This is a genomic window from Methylophilus sp. 13 (assembly GCF_015354335.1).
GTDB lineage: Bacteria > Pseudomonadota > Gammaproteobacteria > Burkholderiales > Methylophilaceae > Methylophilus > Methylophilus glucosoxydans.
In genome coordinates this window covers 870,521-890,542 of sequence record NZ_JADKYR010000001.1, presented here as the reverse complement: position 1 = coordinate 890,542, position 20,022 = coordinate 870,521, and the positions used below count along the sequence as shown (strand labels likewise).

8 protein-coding genes are annotated in these 20,022 nt (G+C 50.3%); all 8 read left to right on the top strand.

Annotated features, from left to right (window positions below):
* Positions 1-7: 7 nt before the first annotated feature.
* The 8 genes from INP77_RS04085 (at position 8) to INP77_RS04050 (ending at position 20,019) form a co-directional block, all read left to right on the top strand.
* A complete protein-coding gene (locus INP77_RS04085; protein WP_228518685.1) occupies positions 8-10,201 on the top strand; it encodes a filamentous haemagglutinin family protein in 10,194 nt (3,397 codons plus the stop codon).
* 286 nt (positions 10,202-10,487) lie between these two features.
* Positions 10,488-13,571 (top strand): ExeM/NucH family extracellular endonuclease, encoded by a 3,084-nt coding sequence (locus tag INP77_RS04080; protein ID WP_194747424.1) that lies wholly within the window; start codon positions 10,488-10,490, stop codon positions 13,569-13,571.
* 57 nt (positions 13,572-13,628) lie between these two features.
* A complete protein-coding gene (locus tag INP77_RS04075; protein WP_194747422.1) occupies positions 13,629-14,396 on the top strand; it encodes a PEP-CTERM sorting domain-containing protein in 768 nt (255 codons plus the stop codon).
* A 69-nt stretch (positions 14,397-14,465) separates the two neighbouring features.
* Positions 14,466-16,763 carry a 5'-nucleotidase C-terminal domain-containing protein gene (locus INP77_RS15020; RefSeq protein WP_194747420.1) on the top strand — a complete coding sequence of 766 codons (2,298 nt, stop codon included), beginning with the start codon at positions 14,466-14,468 and terminating at the stop codon, positions 16,761-16,763.
* Positions 16,764-16,848: 85 nt separating this feature from the next.
* The gene (locus tag INP77_RS04065; RefSeq protein WP_194747418.1) at positions 16,849-17,358 is read left to right on the top strand and encodes a PEP-CTERM sorting domain-containing protein; all 510 of its coding nucleotides are present in this window, start codon (positions 16,849-16,851) and stop codon (positions 17,356-17,358) included.
* A gap of 155 nt (positions 17,359-17,513) precedes the next feature.
* Positions 17,514-19,190, top strand: a complete 1,677-nt coding sequence (locus tag INP77_RS04060; protein WP_194747417.1) for a DUF2341 domain-containing protein — start codon at positions 17,514-17,516, stop codon at positions 19,188-19,190.
* A gap of 10 nt (positions 19,191-19,200) precedes the next feature.
* Positions 19,201-19,611, top strand: a complete 411-nt coding sequence (locus INP77_RS04055) for a biopolymer transporter ExbD (RefSeq protein WP_018986307.1) — start codon at positions 19,201-19,203, stop codon at positions 19,609-19,611.
* Between the two features lie 3 nt (positions 19,612-19,614).
* Positions 19,615-20,019 (top strand): biopolymer transporter ExbD, encoded by a 405-nt coding sequence (locus INP77_RS04050; protein ID WP_194747416.1) that lies wholly within the window; start codon positions 19,615-19,617, stop codon positions 20,017-20,019.
* Positions 20,020-20,022: the final 3 nt, after the last annotated feature.

Here is a 20,022-nt window from a genome sequence, read left to right as displayed (position 1 = left end):
TGATGTGATGAACAAGTTACGATTCAAATTGGTATTTAGCAAACGTTTGGGCATGCTAGTGCCTATTGCTGAAATTGCTCGGACGCATCAGAAAACAGAGAACTCTTCCAGCCGCTCTTCAACAGGTGTACGGGCGGCAACGATTCAACCCTCTTTATGGCGCATCTCCAGCGCAAGTGTTGCCTTGCTATTGGCAGGCTATTTGAGCTGGGTTTCATCGTCAGTGTTTGCAATGGATGCTAATACCTTGCCAACAGGCGGCAGCATCGTTTCTGGTGCTGGCAATATCCCGATAAATCCAGTTGGGAATATTCTGGATGTGACCACGACGACCAGAAATGCTGTCATTCGCTGGGATAGTTTCAGCATCGGTTCAAACGCAGCCGTCAAATTTATAATGCCTGATAGTTCCTCTAGTGTGCTTAACCGGGTGATGGGTAGTACTCCCAGTATCATTAACGGCCTGCTTGAGGCGAATGGCCATGTTTATATCGTCAATCACAATGGCATTTATTTCGGCGCTGGTTCACAAGTCAATGTTGGTTCGTTGACTGCGACCACACTGGATAACGTGTTCGACAAGAGTATTGAGGATGTTTACAACCGGGGCATTTTGTCTAACCAAAATGAGCCAGTGTTTTCATTTGCTGATGCTGTTGGCATCATTGAAGTCGCTGGGGCCGTTTATAACGAAAAAGGCGAGTTGGTCAAAAAAGGCGCTGAGATCAGAACAGCTCCTAATGGTCGCGTGATGTTGTTAGCGCCAGATGTGAAAAATAGTGGTTTGATTTCAACCCCGGATGGTCAAACCCTGCTGGCGGCGGGTAAAACCATTTACATGGCCAAACAAAATGAAAATATTCTGGTAGAGGTTTCCTCTGGCGGTACGGTAAAAAATATTGGTCAGATTGTCGTCGGTAACGGCAATGCGAGCCTAGTTGGTTTAGCAGTAAACCAGGAGGGCAGAATCACAGCCACTACCTCTGTCAGAAACAACGGTAAAATTCTTTTAAAGGCTGAAGAGATTCAATCTAAAGGTACACCTGTGAATAACCGTTTGGGCACCGTTACGCTGGCAAAAAACAGTACCACAGAAGTGTTGGTTGATATTGCGAACACTGAAGAGGCCGTTCTTGCTCAGAAGGTCGGGGAGAAAAATCAGTCTATCGTTGAAATTCTGGGTAAAACCATTGATATTCAAGGCCGCGTGACGGCCAACGCCGGGCAGGTGAATGTGACGGCAAACTCAAATGGTATAGGAGAGTCCAGAATATTTTTGGGTGAAAATGCGATTATTGATGTGTCTGGCGTAGATGCAAATGCCCCGATGTCACGTAATCAACTCATCATACAGCTTTACTCAGAGCAGTTGAAAGACTCACCTGTGCTGCGGGGCGGCCCATTGTTTGGCGAGTTCCTGTATCTGGATTCAAGAGACGGAACGCCTATTATTAGTCAGGCAGTCATCGAGCAGGCCAAGCAGTCACAAAAACAAACCATTGCCGAAGCTATGACTAATGGTGGTAGCGTGAAGTTTACAGCAGATGGGGTGGTAACCAAAGCAGGTTCTGTGGTGAATACTTCCGGAGGTAAAACTACCTATGCATCTGGAGCAATTAAAGAAAGCAGGCTGCTCTTCAATGGTCTATGGGTAGATGCCTCTGATGCTCAGGCCGGGGTCGCTTATGAGTCTACGGGTACAAAATTCACTATCAAAGATCCACGGTGGAGTGCGACACGCACTTGGGATTTAGCTTCAAGCCCTGATGGCACATATCAGGCTGGCTACGTACAGGGTGGTAATGCAGGGTCTTTTACTGTTAACTCAAGTCAACTGGCATTGCAAGGTGATCTCGTTGCCAATACGACAGCAGGTACTTACCAGCGTGGAGATACAGCTAATCGTCTGACACCTCAGGGAGGTGCCCTCAATATCAACTTTACAGGTAACAGTACCCTGAACTTTGTCAACCAGTTGAGTGACCCGTTGAACACGGCTTTTAATGCCAATAGTGATTTAAGTGATAAGCAAAAAGCCGTTTCAGAAATTGACACCAAGGTGTTGCGTCAAGGGGTTAATCGATTAGTTGTGAATGCGAACAGCCAGATCAATGTCAACACGCAATTACAAGCCAATCCTAATGGCAGTATTCAACTGGATGCCAATGGCGGTTTAAATGTCAATGCCAATATCATTGTGGCAGGAGGCAATATTACGTTGGCTGCCAGCGAGCGTAACAATGTAGTTTTGGCTAAGGGAGTCAACATCAATACCTCTGGCCTGTTAACCAATGATAAACCTGGCATTGCAGGTGCCATGACAGGTTTGGTAATCAAGGATGCTGGCAATATTACGGTGGCTGATGGTCTAGTCATGCAAGATGGCGCAAGACTAGAGGCTAATGCAGGCGCTTGGATCACGCAGGACAAAACTACAGAAACCGGGCATGGCGGTGATATTAATGTCACGCTGGCACAAAACAAGGTGGATCGAGAAGCTTTTTCAGCTTATGGTTTCTATGATGATGCTAAAACTAGTCAGGGCGGCAAGCTGACAGTCAACTTACAAGGTGATACAGGTTCGAGTCCGGTCCGGAATATTCAGTTGGGAGGAGTTAATCCTGAAAAAGCCGAGACTTTGTGGCTTGATGAAGGCTTTGTCAGTCGCGGTGGTTTTTCGAATTATGTGTTAAGTAATGAAAGTCGCGTGGATGGTGATATTGTTATTGGTCAATCTGGTGTGAGCACTCTAATACAACCACAACAAAATGCTCGTATCTTGATTGATAGTGCCCTAGTTGCAAGCAGTGGTAGTGCAATCAATAGCGTTTCATCAGTCACTGCACCTCCTGCTATTTTCCGCAGCCCCGTGGCATTAACCATGAAAGCAGGAGACGATCTTACGCTACACGAAGGTGCCGCGATCATCACACAGGCACCTAACAGCAAAAGTGACTTAAGAGGAAATGTGAATTTAACTTCCAAAGGGCAAATGACCATTTTGGGAGATATTACAGCACCGGCCGCAAGCATTTCATTGACGGTTCAGCGGCCAGATGGAATGGATCCGATTACGCCTAACAAGCAGTTTGATCCGACCTTAAGCCTGTTTGTCGGAGAGAAGTCGGTACTCTCGGCCAGAGGTCAATATATTGCACCACCAACAGTAGACGGGACTCTTAATAACGCAGTGGTACTCGATGCAGGCCATATTACAGTTAAGTCTGGTAACGGTGTAGTCATCCTTAAAGAAGGAAGTCAGCTTGACGTGTCTGCCGCTTCAGGTCTTGTAGATTTGCCAACCGTTAACAACTTTGTGCGGCAACAGGTGGATGGCAAGGCCGGTATCATCGAAGTCGAGGCGCGTGATGGCTTGGCGTTAGATGGCAGCATGATAGGTAAATCTGCAGGTCAAGGTGAAGGCGGTACATTAAGAGTCACGCTCGGCGGTGATACTTGGAGTGCGATTGAGAAAGATGATAACAATCCCTTGTTTTTCGCCAATGGTAAGCGCTTGTTAACGGTGACACAAACCAAGAAAATGATGGCTGGCTTAAATCAACCTGGCAGTGATGCAGGCAATCTCATCCAAACCAATGACCCTGATCTGCCTTTAACTAATGCTGTTGGTAAAGGGCAGGTTTCGCAAGCCCAAATCGCCGAAGGCGGATTCGATCATGTGCAGTTAAAGGTGAATAATGCAAACGGCAATCCGGACAGCAAGATTATTCTAGAGTCTGGCACTGTACTCTCAGCACCTGCTAGTGTGACTCTAGATGCAACTGCAATTGCGGGTGCTGGCCGGATCCAAGCTTCGACAGTGAGTTTGAAAAATACCGGTAGTGTAATACTGGATGCACCTGCTAACGGCAATGGAGAGATGGTGGTTGATGCCAATTTCATTGACCTGATTGGTAATGTGACACTGGACCAAGTGTCATCAGTAAAGCTTAACAGTAAAACCGACATCCGTGGACGTGGTGTAGCCAATGGCTTACAGAGCATTGGTTCATTGACCGTCGCTAACAAGCTGGCGATGGATGCAACGCAAATTTATCCAGTCAGCGCAGCCACTTTTAATATTAACGCTCAAGGTAACCAGAGCCGAGTTGAGGTCACGAATTCACAGGGCATTAAGCCACAAGTTCCTATGTCTGCTCAGGGCAAGTTGACTATTAGCGCCAATCAAATTTTGCAAGAAGGTAATTTGCGCGCGCCCTTAGGTGAAATCAATTTAAATGCCAAGCAAAGTTTGGTGTTGGGTAAAAACAGTCTGACTTCTGTTTCTGCCGAGGGGAGTGTGATTCCTTATCTCATGACCGTGTTAGGGGGTACAAGCATGGTAGAGCAGGAAGGGAATGAGCAAGCAATTGCAAAAAGTAAGCTAAACGAAAAGAAAATAACACTGAATTCCAGCAGTATTGACTTACAGGCTGGAGCCAAGGTAGATATCTCTGGTGGCGGGGATACACTCGCTTACGGATGGATACCAGGAATAGGCGGCTCAGAGAATGTGCTTGCCAAGCAGGGGTACTATGCGGTCTTGCCTAAATTGGGTCAGCAATATGCGCCGTATGATTACTTGATGTATGGCAGCAATAATCCCTCAGATCTAAATGTCGGGCAGGCCATTTACCTGAACGGCGGGAGTGGACTGGCGGCAGGGACTTATACCTTGTTGCCTGCGAGATATGCCTTGGTCCCAGGCGCTTATCTGGTGAAGGTCAATACTGACAGCGTGCCTATCAATACCTCACTGATCCAGTTAGATGGTTCCAGCAATATGTCGGGTTATTTTACCCGTCTGGACGGCACCAGCCGAGGCCAGTTTGCCAGCTTTAATGTCATGAGTGGACAGGTCTTTTATAACAACGCTGGCACAAAAGACTATAAAGGTCCTGCAGAGTATTTAGTGACGTTGGGCAACCAGTTTTTTATGAATAAAGCCAGCCAAGATGGAACTGTTACTCCTCAGTTGTCTACAGATGCCGGGCAACTCTCTATCAGTGCAACATCGCAGTTGAATCTTGACGGTCAGATTGTGGCGCAAAAGCCAACTGGTGCAAAAGGCGGGTTGGTTGATATTTCATCTAACAAAATCCAGGTTGTCTCGAATGTGGGGGCGGTGCAAGACGGGGTACTGCAATTAAGTGCCAAACAGTTATCTAATATTCAGGCTGACAGCGTACTGTTGGGTGGGGCGCGCAGCGTTTCTGGTAATGCGCAAACCATTACCACGCAAGCGTCCGAAGTCACCTTCACTAATGATGCAAACCATGTGGTAGAAAATGCAGAGTTGATTGTCAGTGCGAAAGACAAAGTCAGTGTTAAGTCAGGTGCAGTCATTAAAACAACAACCGCTGCAGCCAATCCTGGAAATGTGACTTTAAATACTAATGGTGATGGTGCCTTGCTGGCCGTTTCCTCGAGTAATCATTTAAGCTTTAACCGGACAGGTGCCAATGGTGCAGCTGGCGAACTTGAGATTGATCAAGGCGCCAAGGTAGATGTTGCTCGCTCCGCAGTTTTTGATGGAACAAAGGTTTTTGACAAATCTGGTGATGTGAATGTCGCCACTGGCGGCAGCTTGACATTAGGCTCGCAGCAGTTTGCGCTGGGTGACAGTAACCCGAATGCCGCCACCAAAATTGATGCTGCCACCTTGCAAAGTTATGGTCACTTGTCCTCGGTAGCGCTTAATAGCTACAAGCAAATTGATATCTATGGCGCACTAGATTTCGGATCTCGTAATTTGAATCTTAGGTTGAATTCGAGTGGTTTGGCGCATCATGGTGACGGCAGTGTCGTCATCAATGCAAAAACGCTTACCTTGAGTAATACGCTGGGAAATAGTTTTTTGACTCCTCAGGATACAGGAACATCACAGTTGACGTTGAATACTGAAAACACAGTATTCGGTGCTAGCAATCAATTGAATATTGATGGTTTTGATCAGGTCAACGTCAATGCAGCGCAACAAATCAAATTTGTGGATACGGGCAAGCTCAATATCAATGCCGCAGAAACCAATTTGCGCTCTGCTGTGGTGACAGCAGACACGGGAGCCAAATATGACCTGAGCACAACCGGCGCTTTAGACCTGCTCAATAACGGCAATACTGCTGCAGCGACCACTGGCCTGGGGGCAAATGTTGCCTTGACATCGCGTGCAACGACGATAGCCAATCGGGTAGAAATGCTGGCTGGGCAGTTTAAAGCCACTTCAACTAATGCAGACTTAACGGTGGCTGCTGGTGGGCAGTTGGTTACGAAAGCGGCTACTGTCCAATTTGACCAAACACATAGTAAAACGACCAATGCGGGCAATGTGACACTCGTTTCGAATACTGACAATGTGGCGGTGGCCCAAAATGCGTTGATAGATGTCTCTGGTGGTCAACAGGCCGGTGATGCTGGCAGCTTGACTGTAGAGGCCAAGCGTGGACGGTTTACTGTCGCAGATGGCACGCTTAAAGCCAGTGCTGCTGGCAAGCAAAAAAAAGGGCAGTTTAATCTGGATGTCAACCAGCTAGATAACTTTAGTGGTGTGAATCGGGCACTGGAGAGCGGCCAGTTTAATCAGACGCGTGATATTCGTGTCAGAAGTGGCAATGTTGATATTCAGGCTACGGATATGGTGACTGCTAAACAGTTTTCCTTGGGGGTAGATAACGGCAATATTCAGGTAGCGGGTACCGTGAATGCGGATGGCGATAAAGGTGGAGATGTCGCCATGTATGCCAGGGGCACGGTCACCCTTAAAAACTCTGCCAAAATTACCGCTAGAGGCACACAAACCAATCAATCTATTGGCGATGCGCAAACTGGCTCAGGTGGTAAGGTGTTGCTATCATCCAATAGCTTGGCAACGACAGATGCAGTATCGGCTGAGAGCGGTGCATTGATTGATGTAAGTGGCTACGACAAAAAGACAAATAGCAATGTAGGTGTGGATGGCGCAGATGGCACGGTTACTTTACGTGGTCGCCGTGGCATCAATGGCACTGCTGATTCCGTTAATGTGGCTTTTAATACCACTGGCGCAATTAAAGGCGCAAGTGAAGTGAGGGTCGAGGGTGTCAGGACCTATACACAACCTAACCTCACGCTCGCCAATCTGGCTCCAATCATTAATGATACCAATAGCTTTTATAACGCTAACCTTGGTGCGGGCAGTTATGCCAATACACAAGATGGTTTGGCGGCGCAAGTATTGCCTTATATCGAACTTAGAAGCACCGCTGGTAATAATGCGACTAACATGACCTCCAGTACCGACCTTAACTTGCGTGCATTAGGCACCTTGATAGCAGGCAGAGGAGGTGTGTTTGCATTGCGTTCGAGTGGTGACCTAAGTCTGAATAGCGTCAGTGATGGTTTTAGTACTGCATTAGCAAACACAGGCGTCTTGCAGGATAAAATCAAGACTTTTGATTTGAATTTTGTGGCGGGAGCAGATTACACCTCGGCAAATGTGAATAAAACAGTCGCAGGCATAGGTAATTTCACACTGGCCAATAACAAGATTATCCGAACTGGCGAGGGCGATATTACTATCTCATCAGGTAATAATATTACGCTCGGCACAGGTGTTATTTACACAGTTGGTAAAGCGGATATCGGTGCCGATGGTTTTACCAAACCATCGGCAGCCACCGCGGCTAGCTATGTGAACAACGGGGGTGATATTCATATTGAAGCACAAGGGAATATTTCAGGCACTGCTACTACGCAAAGTGTCAACCAGTGGTTGTTGCGTCAAGCAAGTAACGCTTCCAGTGAAACGGATACCAGCTGGTGGGTACGGCCTGATTTGTTTCAACAAGGCGTTGCCGCACTAGGCGGTGGTGATGTGAATATCACTGCTGGTGGTAATATCACTAACGTCTCAGCCTCGTCTGCTACCAATGCGCAGTTTGATAACAGAGGGGCTAATGCCACCAACAATAGTGTTGTCAAAGGTGGTGGCGATGTGAATGTCAGCGCGGGAGGGAGTGTCACTAATGGTGTGTATTATGTTGGTCGTGGTAAGCTGAATATTGATGCCGATGGAAACATTGGTAAACCAGAAAATGCGCCTGCCAACTCACAAGGTCTGTTGATTGCCCTGCAAGATGCAAGTGCTAATGTCAGTGCCAATGGCAACGTCAAGGTGGATACTGTATTTAACCCTACGTTATGGGCACAAGGTTCAACCAATTCTAGTGTGGCAGCTAATAATAGCTATTTTAATACATACTCAAATCAAGCTAGTTTTGAAGTTTCTTCTCTGGTTGGGGCAGTGCAACTCGGCTTGCAACACAGAGACAATATCTCCTCCGCAGGTTTAAGTACCGCAACGGGGTCGCTTAAAAATCATGACTATGGTGCAATACATCCAGGTATAGTCAAAGCAACTGCGTTTTCGGGTGATATCACAGCGTACAAAATGATATTGGCACCTTCGCAAAATGGACAATTGCAATTGTTAGCCGCTAATAATGTCATTGGTGTTACTTCAACATCAACAGGTGGGCAACTCCCCACTGCATCAGTCATTATTTCGGGTGCGGATGTTTTAAATCAGTTTACGATTAATCAACCCTTTGTTGGTAATGCAGCAGATGGCACATTAGTTGACTTTGTTGCAGCATTCAAAACTGGTCAAGCTGCAATACCTGTGCACACGGGGGATAGCAGTCAATCGATCATTATTGCAAGAGCGGGTAATGTTGAGTTTAAAGGCCGACCGTCTTCCAATGCATCTGATAATGTTTATGGCTTGAAGTCATCGATGCCTGTTTATATCAGTGCGGGCCAGGATGTGACCATGCACGCTTCTATACAGCATAATAATCAGGGTGATATTTCTATTGTCAAAGCGGGTAATGACTTTGTCATGGATCTGCCCAATCCGGACGCCGCGTTTGTGGTCCATGGTCCTGGCGATTTGTTGATTGAGGCCTCCCGTAATATTAATCTTGGCAAGACCAACGGCATATTGTCTGTCGCCAATACTGTTAACGCTAATTTGCCCGAAAATGGTGCCAATATCACCATACTGGCTGGTTTGAGCAAAGCTGGTGCAGCAATTAACGAGTTTGTAAATACTTACATTAACCCAAATGGTACGGGACCCCAAGCGATTGCTGGAGACACGCAAAAATTAAGTGCATACCGCACTGTGGTGGCCGATAGTGTTCAAGTATATATGCAAAATAGAACTGGCAAAGTACTGAGCAAGGAGCAAGCGATGGCCTTATTTTTGGCACTTTCTGTCGATGAGCAGAAGCCACTTGCTTACGCAATGTATGGTATAGAAATGACCAATGCTATAGTTGATTATGTACAGACTGGCAAAGCCATCCGAGGTGAGGAGCTGATCGCAGCCATGTTCCCCAATACTCGTAAATATGAGGGGGATATGTTGATGTATCAGAGTCAGGTTAAAACCTTGCGCTTTGCGGACATTAATCTACTCACACCTGGTGGGCTGATTAATGCTGGTGTCCCGGCTACAACTGGTGATGATGCCGGTAAAGATATCGGTATTGTTACCGAAAAAGGTGGTGCATTAAGAGTCTATGCTGATAAAGGCTTTGAAATCAATCAGTCCAAAGTCTCTACGTTATTTGGTGTTAAGGGGGGGGGCAGTGATCAGGATGCCAATGGAAACTTGCTTGGAGTTCGAGGCAAGGGAAGTGATTTGAGTGCATGGGTGAATAACGGAGATATTGACGCAGGTCGAGGCTCCAAGACTGCGTTGGCTGTACCTGAGCGCTTGGGCAAACTTGACGATTTTGGTAATCGGATTGTTGAGCTGAAAGGGGTCGCTGCAGGTAGTGGTATCAGTACCTCAACCTATGATCCTGATGGGCCAATAGGCATTCAAAAAGAGGTTAAGGCTGGTGTCGTGTTTTTAGCCGCGCCCAATGGTGTCCTCGATGCTGGTGAGGCAGGTGTTTCATCTGGTGCAGATTTGTTTGTTGGCGCGCAAGTGATCAACAACGCAGCTAATATTTCTGCCGCTGGCACTTCTGCTGGCGTGCCGGTTTCTGATACTGGCAGCTTGGCCGGGGCCGCCTTAAGTGCAACCAATACTTCAGCGGGGGCCACCAATGCGCTGACTGAGAACATCTCCAGTCAGATGAATAACCAGAGCGTTGCGCCCAAGGAATTGCCACCGATTGTGACAGTTAAAACGATCCGACTAGAAGATTAGCCGGTTAGATTTCACACTTTTACGCCCGCCTTTTGGTGGGCGTTTTTATTTCTGATCCCTACCTCTGCTGAGTCATGAAGAAGTGTCTTTCTATGGGCTGTTCTGATTACACGGACTAGCGGCCACATAGTCAAGCAAGACTAAAAAAGTACAAATCTCCCTTTGTTTTTAGCAGATTTCATAGTCCGAGCTACCTAGTGTTATGGCGCGAAAATTAATATTGGCAGCAATCTAAGTTGCTAAAGTATTCAGGATTTTACGTGAGCAGATAACGACGGAGTTCTGAATGAAACTAAAAAAAATGCATTGGTTGCTGGCTTGTCTGGGCTGGTCTTCTTTAAGTCTTCCTTTACATGCCGAGGTGGTGATTAGCCAGGTGTATGGCGGACAGGGCAGTGTGTATAACCAGGACTACGTTGAGTTATTCAACAACGGTAGCGCTGCGGTTGATATCAGTGGCTGGTCTGTGCAGTATGCCAGCGCGACAGGGACGGGGAATTTTTCTGCCAATGGGGTGACTACCCTGTCTGGCTTGTTGCAAGCGGGTCAATATTACCTGGTGGGTTTGCGTAGCGCGGCTAACGGTTCAGCCTTGCCAACGCCTGATACCAGCAATAATGGCACTGATATGAGTGGCACCAATGGCAAGGTGGTGCTGGTTAAGAGCAGTACTGGCCTGACTTGTAATGGCAGCTCTAATCCATGTAGCAGCAGCCAGTTGGCGCAGATTGCTGATCTGGTTGGCTATGGCACGGCCAACTTTGCTGAGGGTTCAGCAGCGCCGGCGATTAGCAGCAGCAAGGCCTTGTTGCGCAAAGGCGACGGTTGCCAGGATACCAACCAGAACAGCAGCGACTTTGTCGCTGGCACGCCTGCGCCACGCAATAGCAGCACGGCCGTGAATGTGTGCGGTGGCGGCAATAGTGGTGGCGGCAGCACAGGCAATCAACCGATTGTGACTTCCTGCCCGGCGATTACGCTGCAAGTGGGCGAGACAGGTGCAGGCCAGGTGCAGGCGTCGGATGCTGACAGTGTAGTGAATGCAGCGACCTTGGCTTCTAATGCGCCCAATGGCGTGAGCCTGGTTAATTTTGCCGCAGCCAGCAATGATGGCCAGTCAGCCAGCGCCGCTTTGCAACTGGATGGCAGCTTGCCAGCCGGACAATATACGGCCGATATCCAGTTTGCCAATAACGAAGCGCAGACCGCGACTTGTACCGTCAATATCACGATCAAAAACAGCAATATCACGCGTATTTACCAGATTCAGGGCAGCGCCTTGGGCACCGCCTCTGTCAGCCCGCTGAATGGTCAAACCGTCACCACTGAGGGTGTGGTCACAGCCGTATTCCCAAGCCTGAACGGGTTTTATCTGCAAGATGCGAGCGGTGACGGCAACCCACAAACCTCAGACGGTGTGTTTGTGTACCTGGGAACCGGCGTTGCACCTACCGTCAGCAAAGGCCAAAAAATCCGCTTAACGGCCAACGTGACCGAGTTCAATACCATCACTGAGTTGGTGAATGTGAGTGGTTTGCAAGTATTAAGCAGCAACAATGTCATCTTGCCGACCGACATCAGCCTGCCTGAAGTGACCGAGGGCGATCTGGAAGCCTACGAGGGCATGCTGGTGCGTATCACCACCCCCATGACCGCCTCACAGAATTACTTTTTGGGTCGCTATGGTCAAGTGACGCTGTCTGCGGATGGCCGCATGCTCAAGCCTAGCAATCTGTATCCAGCCAACTCTGCGGCAGCAGCCCAGTTAGCGGATGAGAATGCCCGTCGCCGTTTGGTGCTGGATGACGGCAGCAGTGCACAAAATCCTAATCCGATCCCGTTTATCGGTGAAGACAACACGCTACGCGCCGGCGATGTAGTGGAAAACCTGACCGGGGTGATTGATTATGGCCTGATCACGGCCTCCAGCACCGGCCCACGCGATTACAAGTTGAATCCTACCGAGCCCGTGCAGTTCCGGCGTGAAAACCCACGTACGGCAGCGCCTGCCAGCGTGCCGGGCAATCTCAAGATTGCCAGCTTTAACGTGCTGAATTACTTCACCACCTTTGCCAATGGCGCCACAGCGAGCGGCCAAACTGGCCAGGGCTGCAGCCTGGGCGGCAGTGTTTCTGCCTCTAACTGCCGCGGTGCCAACAACCTGGCCGAGTTTAACCGCCAGCGTAACAAAATCATCCGCGCTCTAAGTGCAATGAATGCGGACGTGGTGGGCCTGATGGAAATCCAGAATAACGGCAGCACCACTGTCCAAAATCTGGTAGATGGCTTGAATGCCGCCGTTGGCGCCAATACTTATGCGGCGATTGCTGATCCAGTGACTGGCACAGGGACTGACGCGATCAAAGTGGCGATGATCTACAAGCCTGCCAAGCTGACCCCGGCTGCGGCGGCCTTGTCTGATAACGACAGCATCAACAACCGTCCAACCTTGGCACAAACCTTCAAGGCGGCCAATGGCGAAAAATTCACAGTGTTGGTCAACCACTTTAAATCCAAGAGCTGCTCCGATGCCTCCGGTAGCAACGCCGATCAGGGCGATGGTCAGGGCTGTTACAACACGCGCCGTGTGGCCCAGGCCGATCGTTTGTTGCAATTCATCAATACCGTACAAGCGCAAGCAGGTGATCAGGATGTGGTGGTGATTGGCGACCTGAATAGCTATGGCAAAGAAGATCCTATCCTCACCCTGACCTCAGGCGGCTTGCAGGACCAGATTGCCCGCTTTAGTGGCGACAGTGATTACTCCTATGTGTTTGATGGCGAGTCTGGCTATATCGACCACGCCTTGGCCAGCAGCAGCATGGCGGCACAAGTGACTGGCACGACCCACTGGCACATCAATGCCGACGAGCCGATGGTGATTGATTACAACACCGAATTCAAACCGCAAGACCTGTATAGCGATAGTCCATACCGCTCATCAGACCATGACCCGGTGATTGTCGGCGTGCAATTGGTGAAAACAGTCAATGGCACGAATCAGCGCGATACGCTGACCGGCACCGCAGGCGATGACGTGCTCACCGGCGGCTTGGGTGCAGACACCCTCACTGGTCTGGCCGGGCGCGATACCTTTGTTTACCAGAGCATGCGTGATGCCACTGACACCATTACCGACTTTACGCCAGGTGAAGACCAGTTGCAGATCAGCGAACTGCTGCAAAGCCTGGGTTACAGCGGCAGCCAGCCGTTTGCCGATGGCTTCGCCCGCTGGGTGAGCGTATCAGGCGGCGTGCAATTGCAAATCGATGCCGATGGCACAGGAGGGACGGCCACCGCCAGACCACTGGTCACGCTGAAAGGATTAGCCATGAATCAACTGGATGCACAACGCGATGTGCGCTGGTAATCAACCATAACAAATCAATAAGTTGTTTTTAACAAACCGAGTGAGAGGATATTTAAGATGAAAAAAATCAGTTTAATGGCAGCTTTGTTGCTGTCTAGCCAAGCCAACGCGGCCCTGAATGCCGGTGACATCATGTTCACTGCGTTTAATGCCGATGAAGATGGTTTGTCATTTGTGACCTTTGTCGATATCGCCGCCAACACCACCATTTTCTTCAGCGATAACGAATGGACTGGCAGCGCTTTCAACAGTGGCGAAAGCTATAACCAGTGGGTTTCCAGCGACGTGGTTGCTGCAGGCACAGTGGTACGTTTCTCTGCCTACGACAAAACCAGCCTGTCTGCTTCCACTGGCGTGCTGTCGCGTGTCAACGTGAGCGGTAGTGCAAACTGGGGTATTTCGAATTCTGGCGAAACTGTTTATGCCTACCTGGGTACTGCTGCGACTGCACCAACCACATTCTTGAGCGCCATTACCAACGGGACGTTTGATGCCCATGGCCCTCTGAACAACACTGGTTTGACTGCAGGCGTGAACGCCATTGAATTGACGGCTAAAGCCGGTGCCTCCAGTAATCCTGACTACGCCGAGTATAACGGTGTACGTGGTGGCCTGAATCACTTTACTGATTACAAGGCGCAAGTGGCTAACGTCAATAACTGGAATGTAGACACTGTAAACAACAGTGATTCTGCTGCATTGGTTCCTAATACCACAGCGTTTACCGTGGCTGCTGTGACGCCAGTGCCCGAAGCTGACAGCGTAGGCATGTTGCTGGCTGGTCTGGGTATGTTGGCACTGGTACGTCGTCGCCAATCCCGTTAATCCCTAAAGCGTCTATCAATCATTTGTCAGGAGTGTCATGCAAGTGCATGGCACTTTGTGGAGAAAAGCATGTTTAAACTGAAACAATTAGCGGCGTGTGTGGCTTTGGCCATGAGCGCCAGCAGTGTATGGGCTGAGGGCGTGACCCTGTTGCATGTGGGGGATCAGGAGAGCTGGTTGCTGTCTGCCCAGGGCAACCTGCGTGACACCAGTGCCCAGGCAATTTCATTTTATGGTGGCGTCGACCGTCTGGCGACCGTGATCAAAAATGCCGAAACGGCAGCCGTGGCCCAAGGCCGTACGGTACTCAAGCTCAATGCCGGTGATGCCTTTTTGCCTGGTCCACGTTTCACGGCCAGCCTGAACAACCTGTCTACCAGCTACAGTGATGGCGGTCAGGATTTTTATGACGCGATCGCCTTGCGCCAGATTGGCTTTGATGCCATGGTGTTTGGCAACCACGAGTTTGATCTGGGTCCACAAATGGCTGCGCGTTTTGCTAAAGTGACAGGCAGCACTTATCTCTCTAGCAACCTGGACTTTAACGCCACCGCTGAATTCAGTGCTTTAAAAGCCAGTGGTCAAGTGGCACCTTCCAAAGTGATCACCACCGCAGCGGGTCATAAAATTGGCCTGGTCGGGGCGACTACTCCGCTATTGCCTACCATTTCTTCACCGGGTGCAGTCAGCGTGATCGGCTACGATGCCAACCACACCGAGGCACAAAACCTGCAAGCCTTGATTCCCCTGATTCAGGCTGAAGTCAATCGTCTGCGTAACGAGCAAGGTGCGACCACCATCATCTTGATGAGCCATCTGCAAAATGCCGCTAACGAAATTGATGTCGTGGTCCCTGCATTGTCCGGGGTGGATCTGGTGTTATCTGGCGGTGGTCATGAACTCATGGTGGATCCAGATGACCTGCTGATCAACGGCGGAGTCGGTGCCACTTATAATTCTGATCCGGTCTATGCCGTAGATGCCAATGGCCGCAATGTGCCTGTGATGACCAGCCATTTTGGTAACCGTTATGTCGGCCAGCTCAATTTTACGATTGATGATGCCAAAGGCACTTTTACAGCGGTTGAATCCAGCAAGATGATGCGCGTGTCTGGCGCGGCCGCCGATGCTGACCGCGTGACTGGGGATGCGACTTTGCAAAGCAAGGTGGTGACACCCGTGCAAAACTATATCAATGCGCTCAATGCACAAATCATCGGCACCACTGCGGTGAAATTAAACGGCCCCACACATACGTCCTGTTCTGCCTTGCCATGCACTTTTGTGGCAGGTGTACGTAATGCCGAAACCGGCTTGGGTGATCTGGTGGCTGATGCGATGCGCTTTGCCGGTAAAACCGATGTGGCGATTCAGAACGGTGGCGGCATCCGTACCAATATCGCTGCGGCTGGTAATGTGTCCGTCGGCGATACTTTTAATATTCTGCCGTTTACCAATCTGGTTAAACGCGCACCGGCCATGAACGCGACCCAGCTCAAAGACTTGCTGGAGCACGGTTATGGCGACACCAGCCCGACCGGTCGTGCCAATGGCCGCTATGCCCAGATTTCTGGCATGCAAGTGATCTACGACAGCCGCAACCCGGCCAGAACCACGCAAGGCACAGGTAGCCGCATTCAACGTGTGGTGCTGGATGACGGCACCGTACTGATTGATAACGGCGTGGTTGTCAACAATAGCCGCACTTTCTCCTTCACCACCATAGACTTTACGGCCGCTGGTGGCGATGGTTACCCGTTTGCAGCCAATGGCGTGGTGTTTGAAAACAGCCCATTCACGATTACCTATCAAGAGGCCCTGGCTAATTATATCCAGACGCCTAAAGCTGAAGGCGGTCTGGGTCGCTTGAACAATGCCGATGGCGATGAAATCACCACCAACCTGTATGGCTTGGAAAACCAGTACGACAAAGGCGGCCGTTTGATTGACCTGGCGATTGCCAGCACAACCGCTGGCGTCACGCGCACGGGCACGGCGGGCCGTGATGTGCTGGTAGGCACTGCGGGGGATGATGTGATCAATGGTGGTCTGGGCGTGGATACGCTGACAGGTGGCGCAGGCAATGACGTGTTTGTCTACAGCAGTCTGCGTGAAGCTGGTGACACCATCACTGACTTTACCCCTTATGCCGACAAAGTGCAGTTAACTGCCTTGCTGGCTTCACTGGGTGTGTCTGCCAATACCGCATTGACTGGTGGCTATCTGCGCCTGGTGGATGTGACAGGCGGTGTACAGCTTTGGGTAGACAGTGACAGTGCTGCCGGTCCTGCCGCTGCCAGATCGCTGCTCACGCTCAAAGGCCTGACGGCGAAACAAGTCATGCCTGCTCGCGATTTCACACTTTAACGCTCAAGTTTTCACAGTTTTACTAATACATACTTTTACTATTTAAAAGTTTTACGATTTCAAAGTTTTCTAGAGGAATATTGCAATGAATATGCTCAAAAAAATCACCCTGGTGGCCTTGCTGGCTGTGGTCATGCCCGCGCAAGCCGCTATTCAATCCCTGCAGTTCAGTGGCCTGGTAGATTCCGGCTATTACAATGGCACCAGCTATCAGGGCTTATTCAGCTTTGATGATGCGGGCGTACAGGCAACTGGCAACCAGCTCATCAATCTGAGCAGCTTGAACTTTAAATTTGGCAGCAGCCTGTTTGATCTGGCCACGCCTGCGTTGTCAAACGCAACCGCTGTATTTCAGGATGGCGTGTTTACTGGCATTGAGTGGTCTGTTAACTCAAACACCCCGGCGATTGGCTTTAGCTTTATCGCGGGCAGTGTTGATGCCTCTGATGCTTACTTTGCCTATGACACCACACTGGGTTTGTCCGGTGTTGGTAGCCTGACTTACGCAGCTGCAGTGCCAGAGCCTACCCAGTCTGGCCTGATGCTGCTGGGCTTGGGCATGATTGGCTGGATCGCTACCCGCCGTCAGTCATAACCCTGTTTGCACTTGCAGCAAAAAAGCCCGGTTCGCCGGGCTTTTTTGCGCTCTGCCTATGTGTCAGAAAAAACTAGTCCGACTAGTCCTGTCTTAATGTGACTGCAACATTCACTCTTTAGACTTGCTGCTCAAATTCACTTGTCAGCAAAACTATGAAGAACACACTTGGTTTATTGGTTGCAATTTTAGGGCTCACACTCTCTGTTTCCGGCGAGGCTGCATGGAACAAAGACTGGGCTACCCAGCAAAAAATCAGCATAGACACTACCAATATCAAAGAGGCAGTCAACCAGGCGCCGATGCTGGTGCGTCTGCATTCCGGTAATTTTGATTTTACCGGCGCCAATGTGGATGGGGCTGATCTGCGCTTTATTGCGGCGGATGACAAAACCGAACTCAAGTTTACCCTGGAAAAATATGATGCCGTCAACGAATTGGCAGTGGCCTGGGTGGTGTTGCCGCAAGTATCTTCGGCCAACAAGGATTTGTTTATCAATCTGGCAGCAGGCAATGAGTCTGCCACAGCCGCCAGCGATGCACAGGCACTGAATGATCCGGCCTTGCTGGCACGGTTTGCCTTCTCTGAAAATGCCTTGCTCAAGGATAGCGGCCCGAGCCAGCTGACGGCCAGCGGCAACGCGACTGTACAAAAAGCCGGGTTGATTGCAGAAAGCGCCGTACTGAATAACAGCCCATTGGCATTGACTTTGCCAGCCGTACTAGCGTTGGCCAATGGCAGCACCTGGTCAGTCTGGCTCAAGCCTGCCAGCTTGCCACAAACCGCCGTATTGTTCAAAAGCGGCAATATCAGCCTGCAGCTGGATGGCAGTACCTTGTCATTGCAGGCCGGTGGTGCAGCCACCAAAGCAGGCGAATTAAAGGCCGGCCAATGGCAGCATGTGGCGTTGGTGTTTCAGGCTGGCCAGGTTTTGGTTTACCTGAATGGCCAAGTCGCTGGTCAAGTAGCAGTGACCGATGCGCAAGCGGCTGCGACATTCACGCTGGGCGAAAACCTGAATGCTGAAGTCGATGAATTGCAGTTGGCGAACACTGCCCGCAGTGCCGCCTGGCTGACCTTGGTTGCCCAATCACAAGGCGCGGATGCCAGCATGGTGAAAGTGGCAGCCGCGGGCGGGGAAGAAGAAGCAGAAGGCGGCGAAGCCAACTACATGGGCATCCTGATCAACAGTCTGACCGTGGATGCCAAAGTGGTGATCGCGATTCTGGCAGTGATGTTCGCCATCAGCGCCTGGGTGATGGTGAGCAAAGCACGCCTGGTGAGCCGGACTGACAAAGACAATGACTTGTTCTTGAAGCGTTTCCAGCAATCGAACGCAGCCGACTTGCTGGCACTGGACAAAACCGGTAGCTACACCCACTCCAATCTGTTTGGCTTGTACAAAGCTGGCTTACGTGAAATCAAAAAACGTGAAGTGGATGGCAAAGTGGCTTTGGGCGGCGCCTCAATTGATGCGATCAAGGCCGCTGTGGATGCCGATCTGGTGCGTGAAACCCAGCGCATGAACAGCATGATGGTGTTGCTGACCATTGCGATTTCCGGTGGACCTTTCCTGGGCCTGTTGGGGACTGTGGTGGGTGTGATGATCACCTTTGCGGCCATTGCCGCCGCCGGTGACGTTAACGTGAACGCGATTGCGCCGGGGATTGCAGCCGCCTTGCTGGCCACGGTGGCTGGCCTGGGCGTGGCGATTCCTGCCCTGTTTGGCTACAACTATCTGGCTAGCCGCGTCAAAAACATCACCATCGCCATGCAGATTTTTGTCGATGAGTTCATTACCCGTACCGCTGAACTGTACGGTAAGGAATAAGGCATAAGCGATGTCAGAAGGCGTCAAAGAAGAGAACCAGCTCTACGATGAGATCAACATTACGCCCATGCTGGATCTGGCGTATGTGCTGCTGGTGATTTTTATCATCATGACTACCGCGTCCGTGCAAGGCGTCAAAGTCGACATGCCACACACGGTGAACTCTGCTGCCTTGGCCAAACCGCAAATGCGCGCGATTACCGTTACCAGTGATGGCAGTGTCTACCTTGATGCGTTCCCGGTGGATATGGCACAGCTGGAGCAGCGTCTGGCGCAATACAAAAGCAGTAATCCCGAGCTGCCGGTGGTGCTCAAGGGCGATGCCGCTGCGCATTATGAAAAGGTCTCTGAAGTGCTGGAAATCTGTAAACGGCTGGACATTACCGAAGTCGGCCTGGTGACCAAGAAAGTGGTGGAGTAAGCCATGCAAGTTCAGAACGACGCCCAACCATACGACACCATCAACATTACGCCCATGCTGGACCTGGCCTATGTGCTGCTGGTGATTTTTATCCTGATGACCACGGCGGGCGTGCAAGGCTTGACCATGAATCTGCCCAAGCCGTCCAACAAGCCCAGCACTGAAAAACACGACATCAAAATCGTGCAGGTGCAGCAGGGCGGCACGCTCACCATCAATGGGGTTGGCGTGACCATGGCTGAACTGGAGACACAACTCAACCAGGCCAAGGCCATGGATCCCAAGTTCAACGTCATGATCAAGGGTCAGCCACAAGCCCCGTATGCCGGTGTGATCGGCGTCATTGACCTCGTTAACCGCTTGCAAATTGAAAATGTCGGCCTGGTGACCGGCAAAATCGGGACTTAGGGT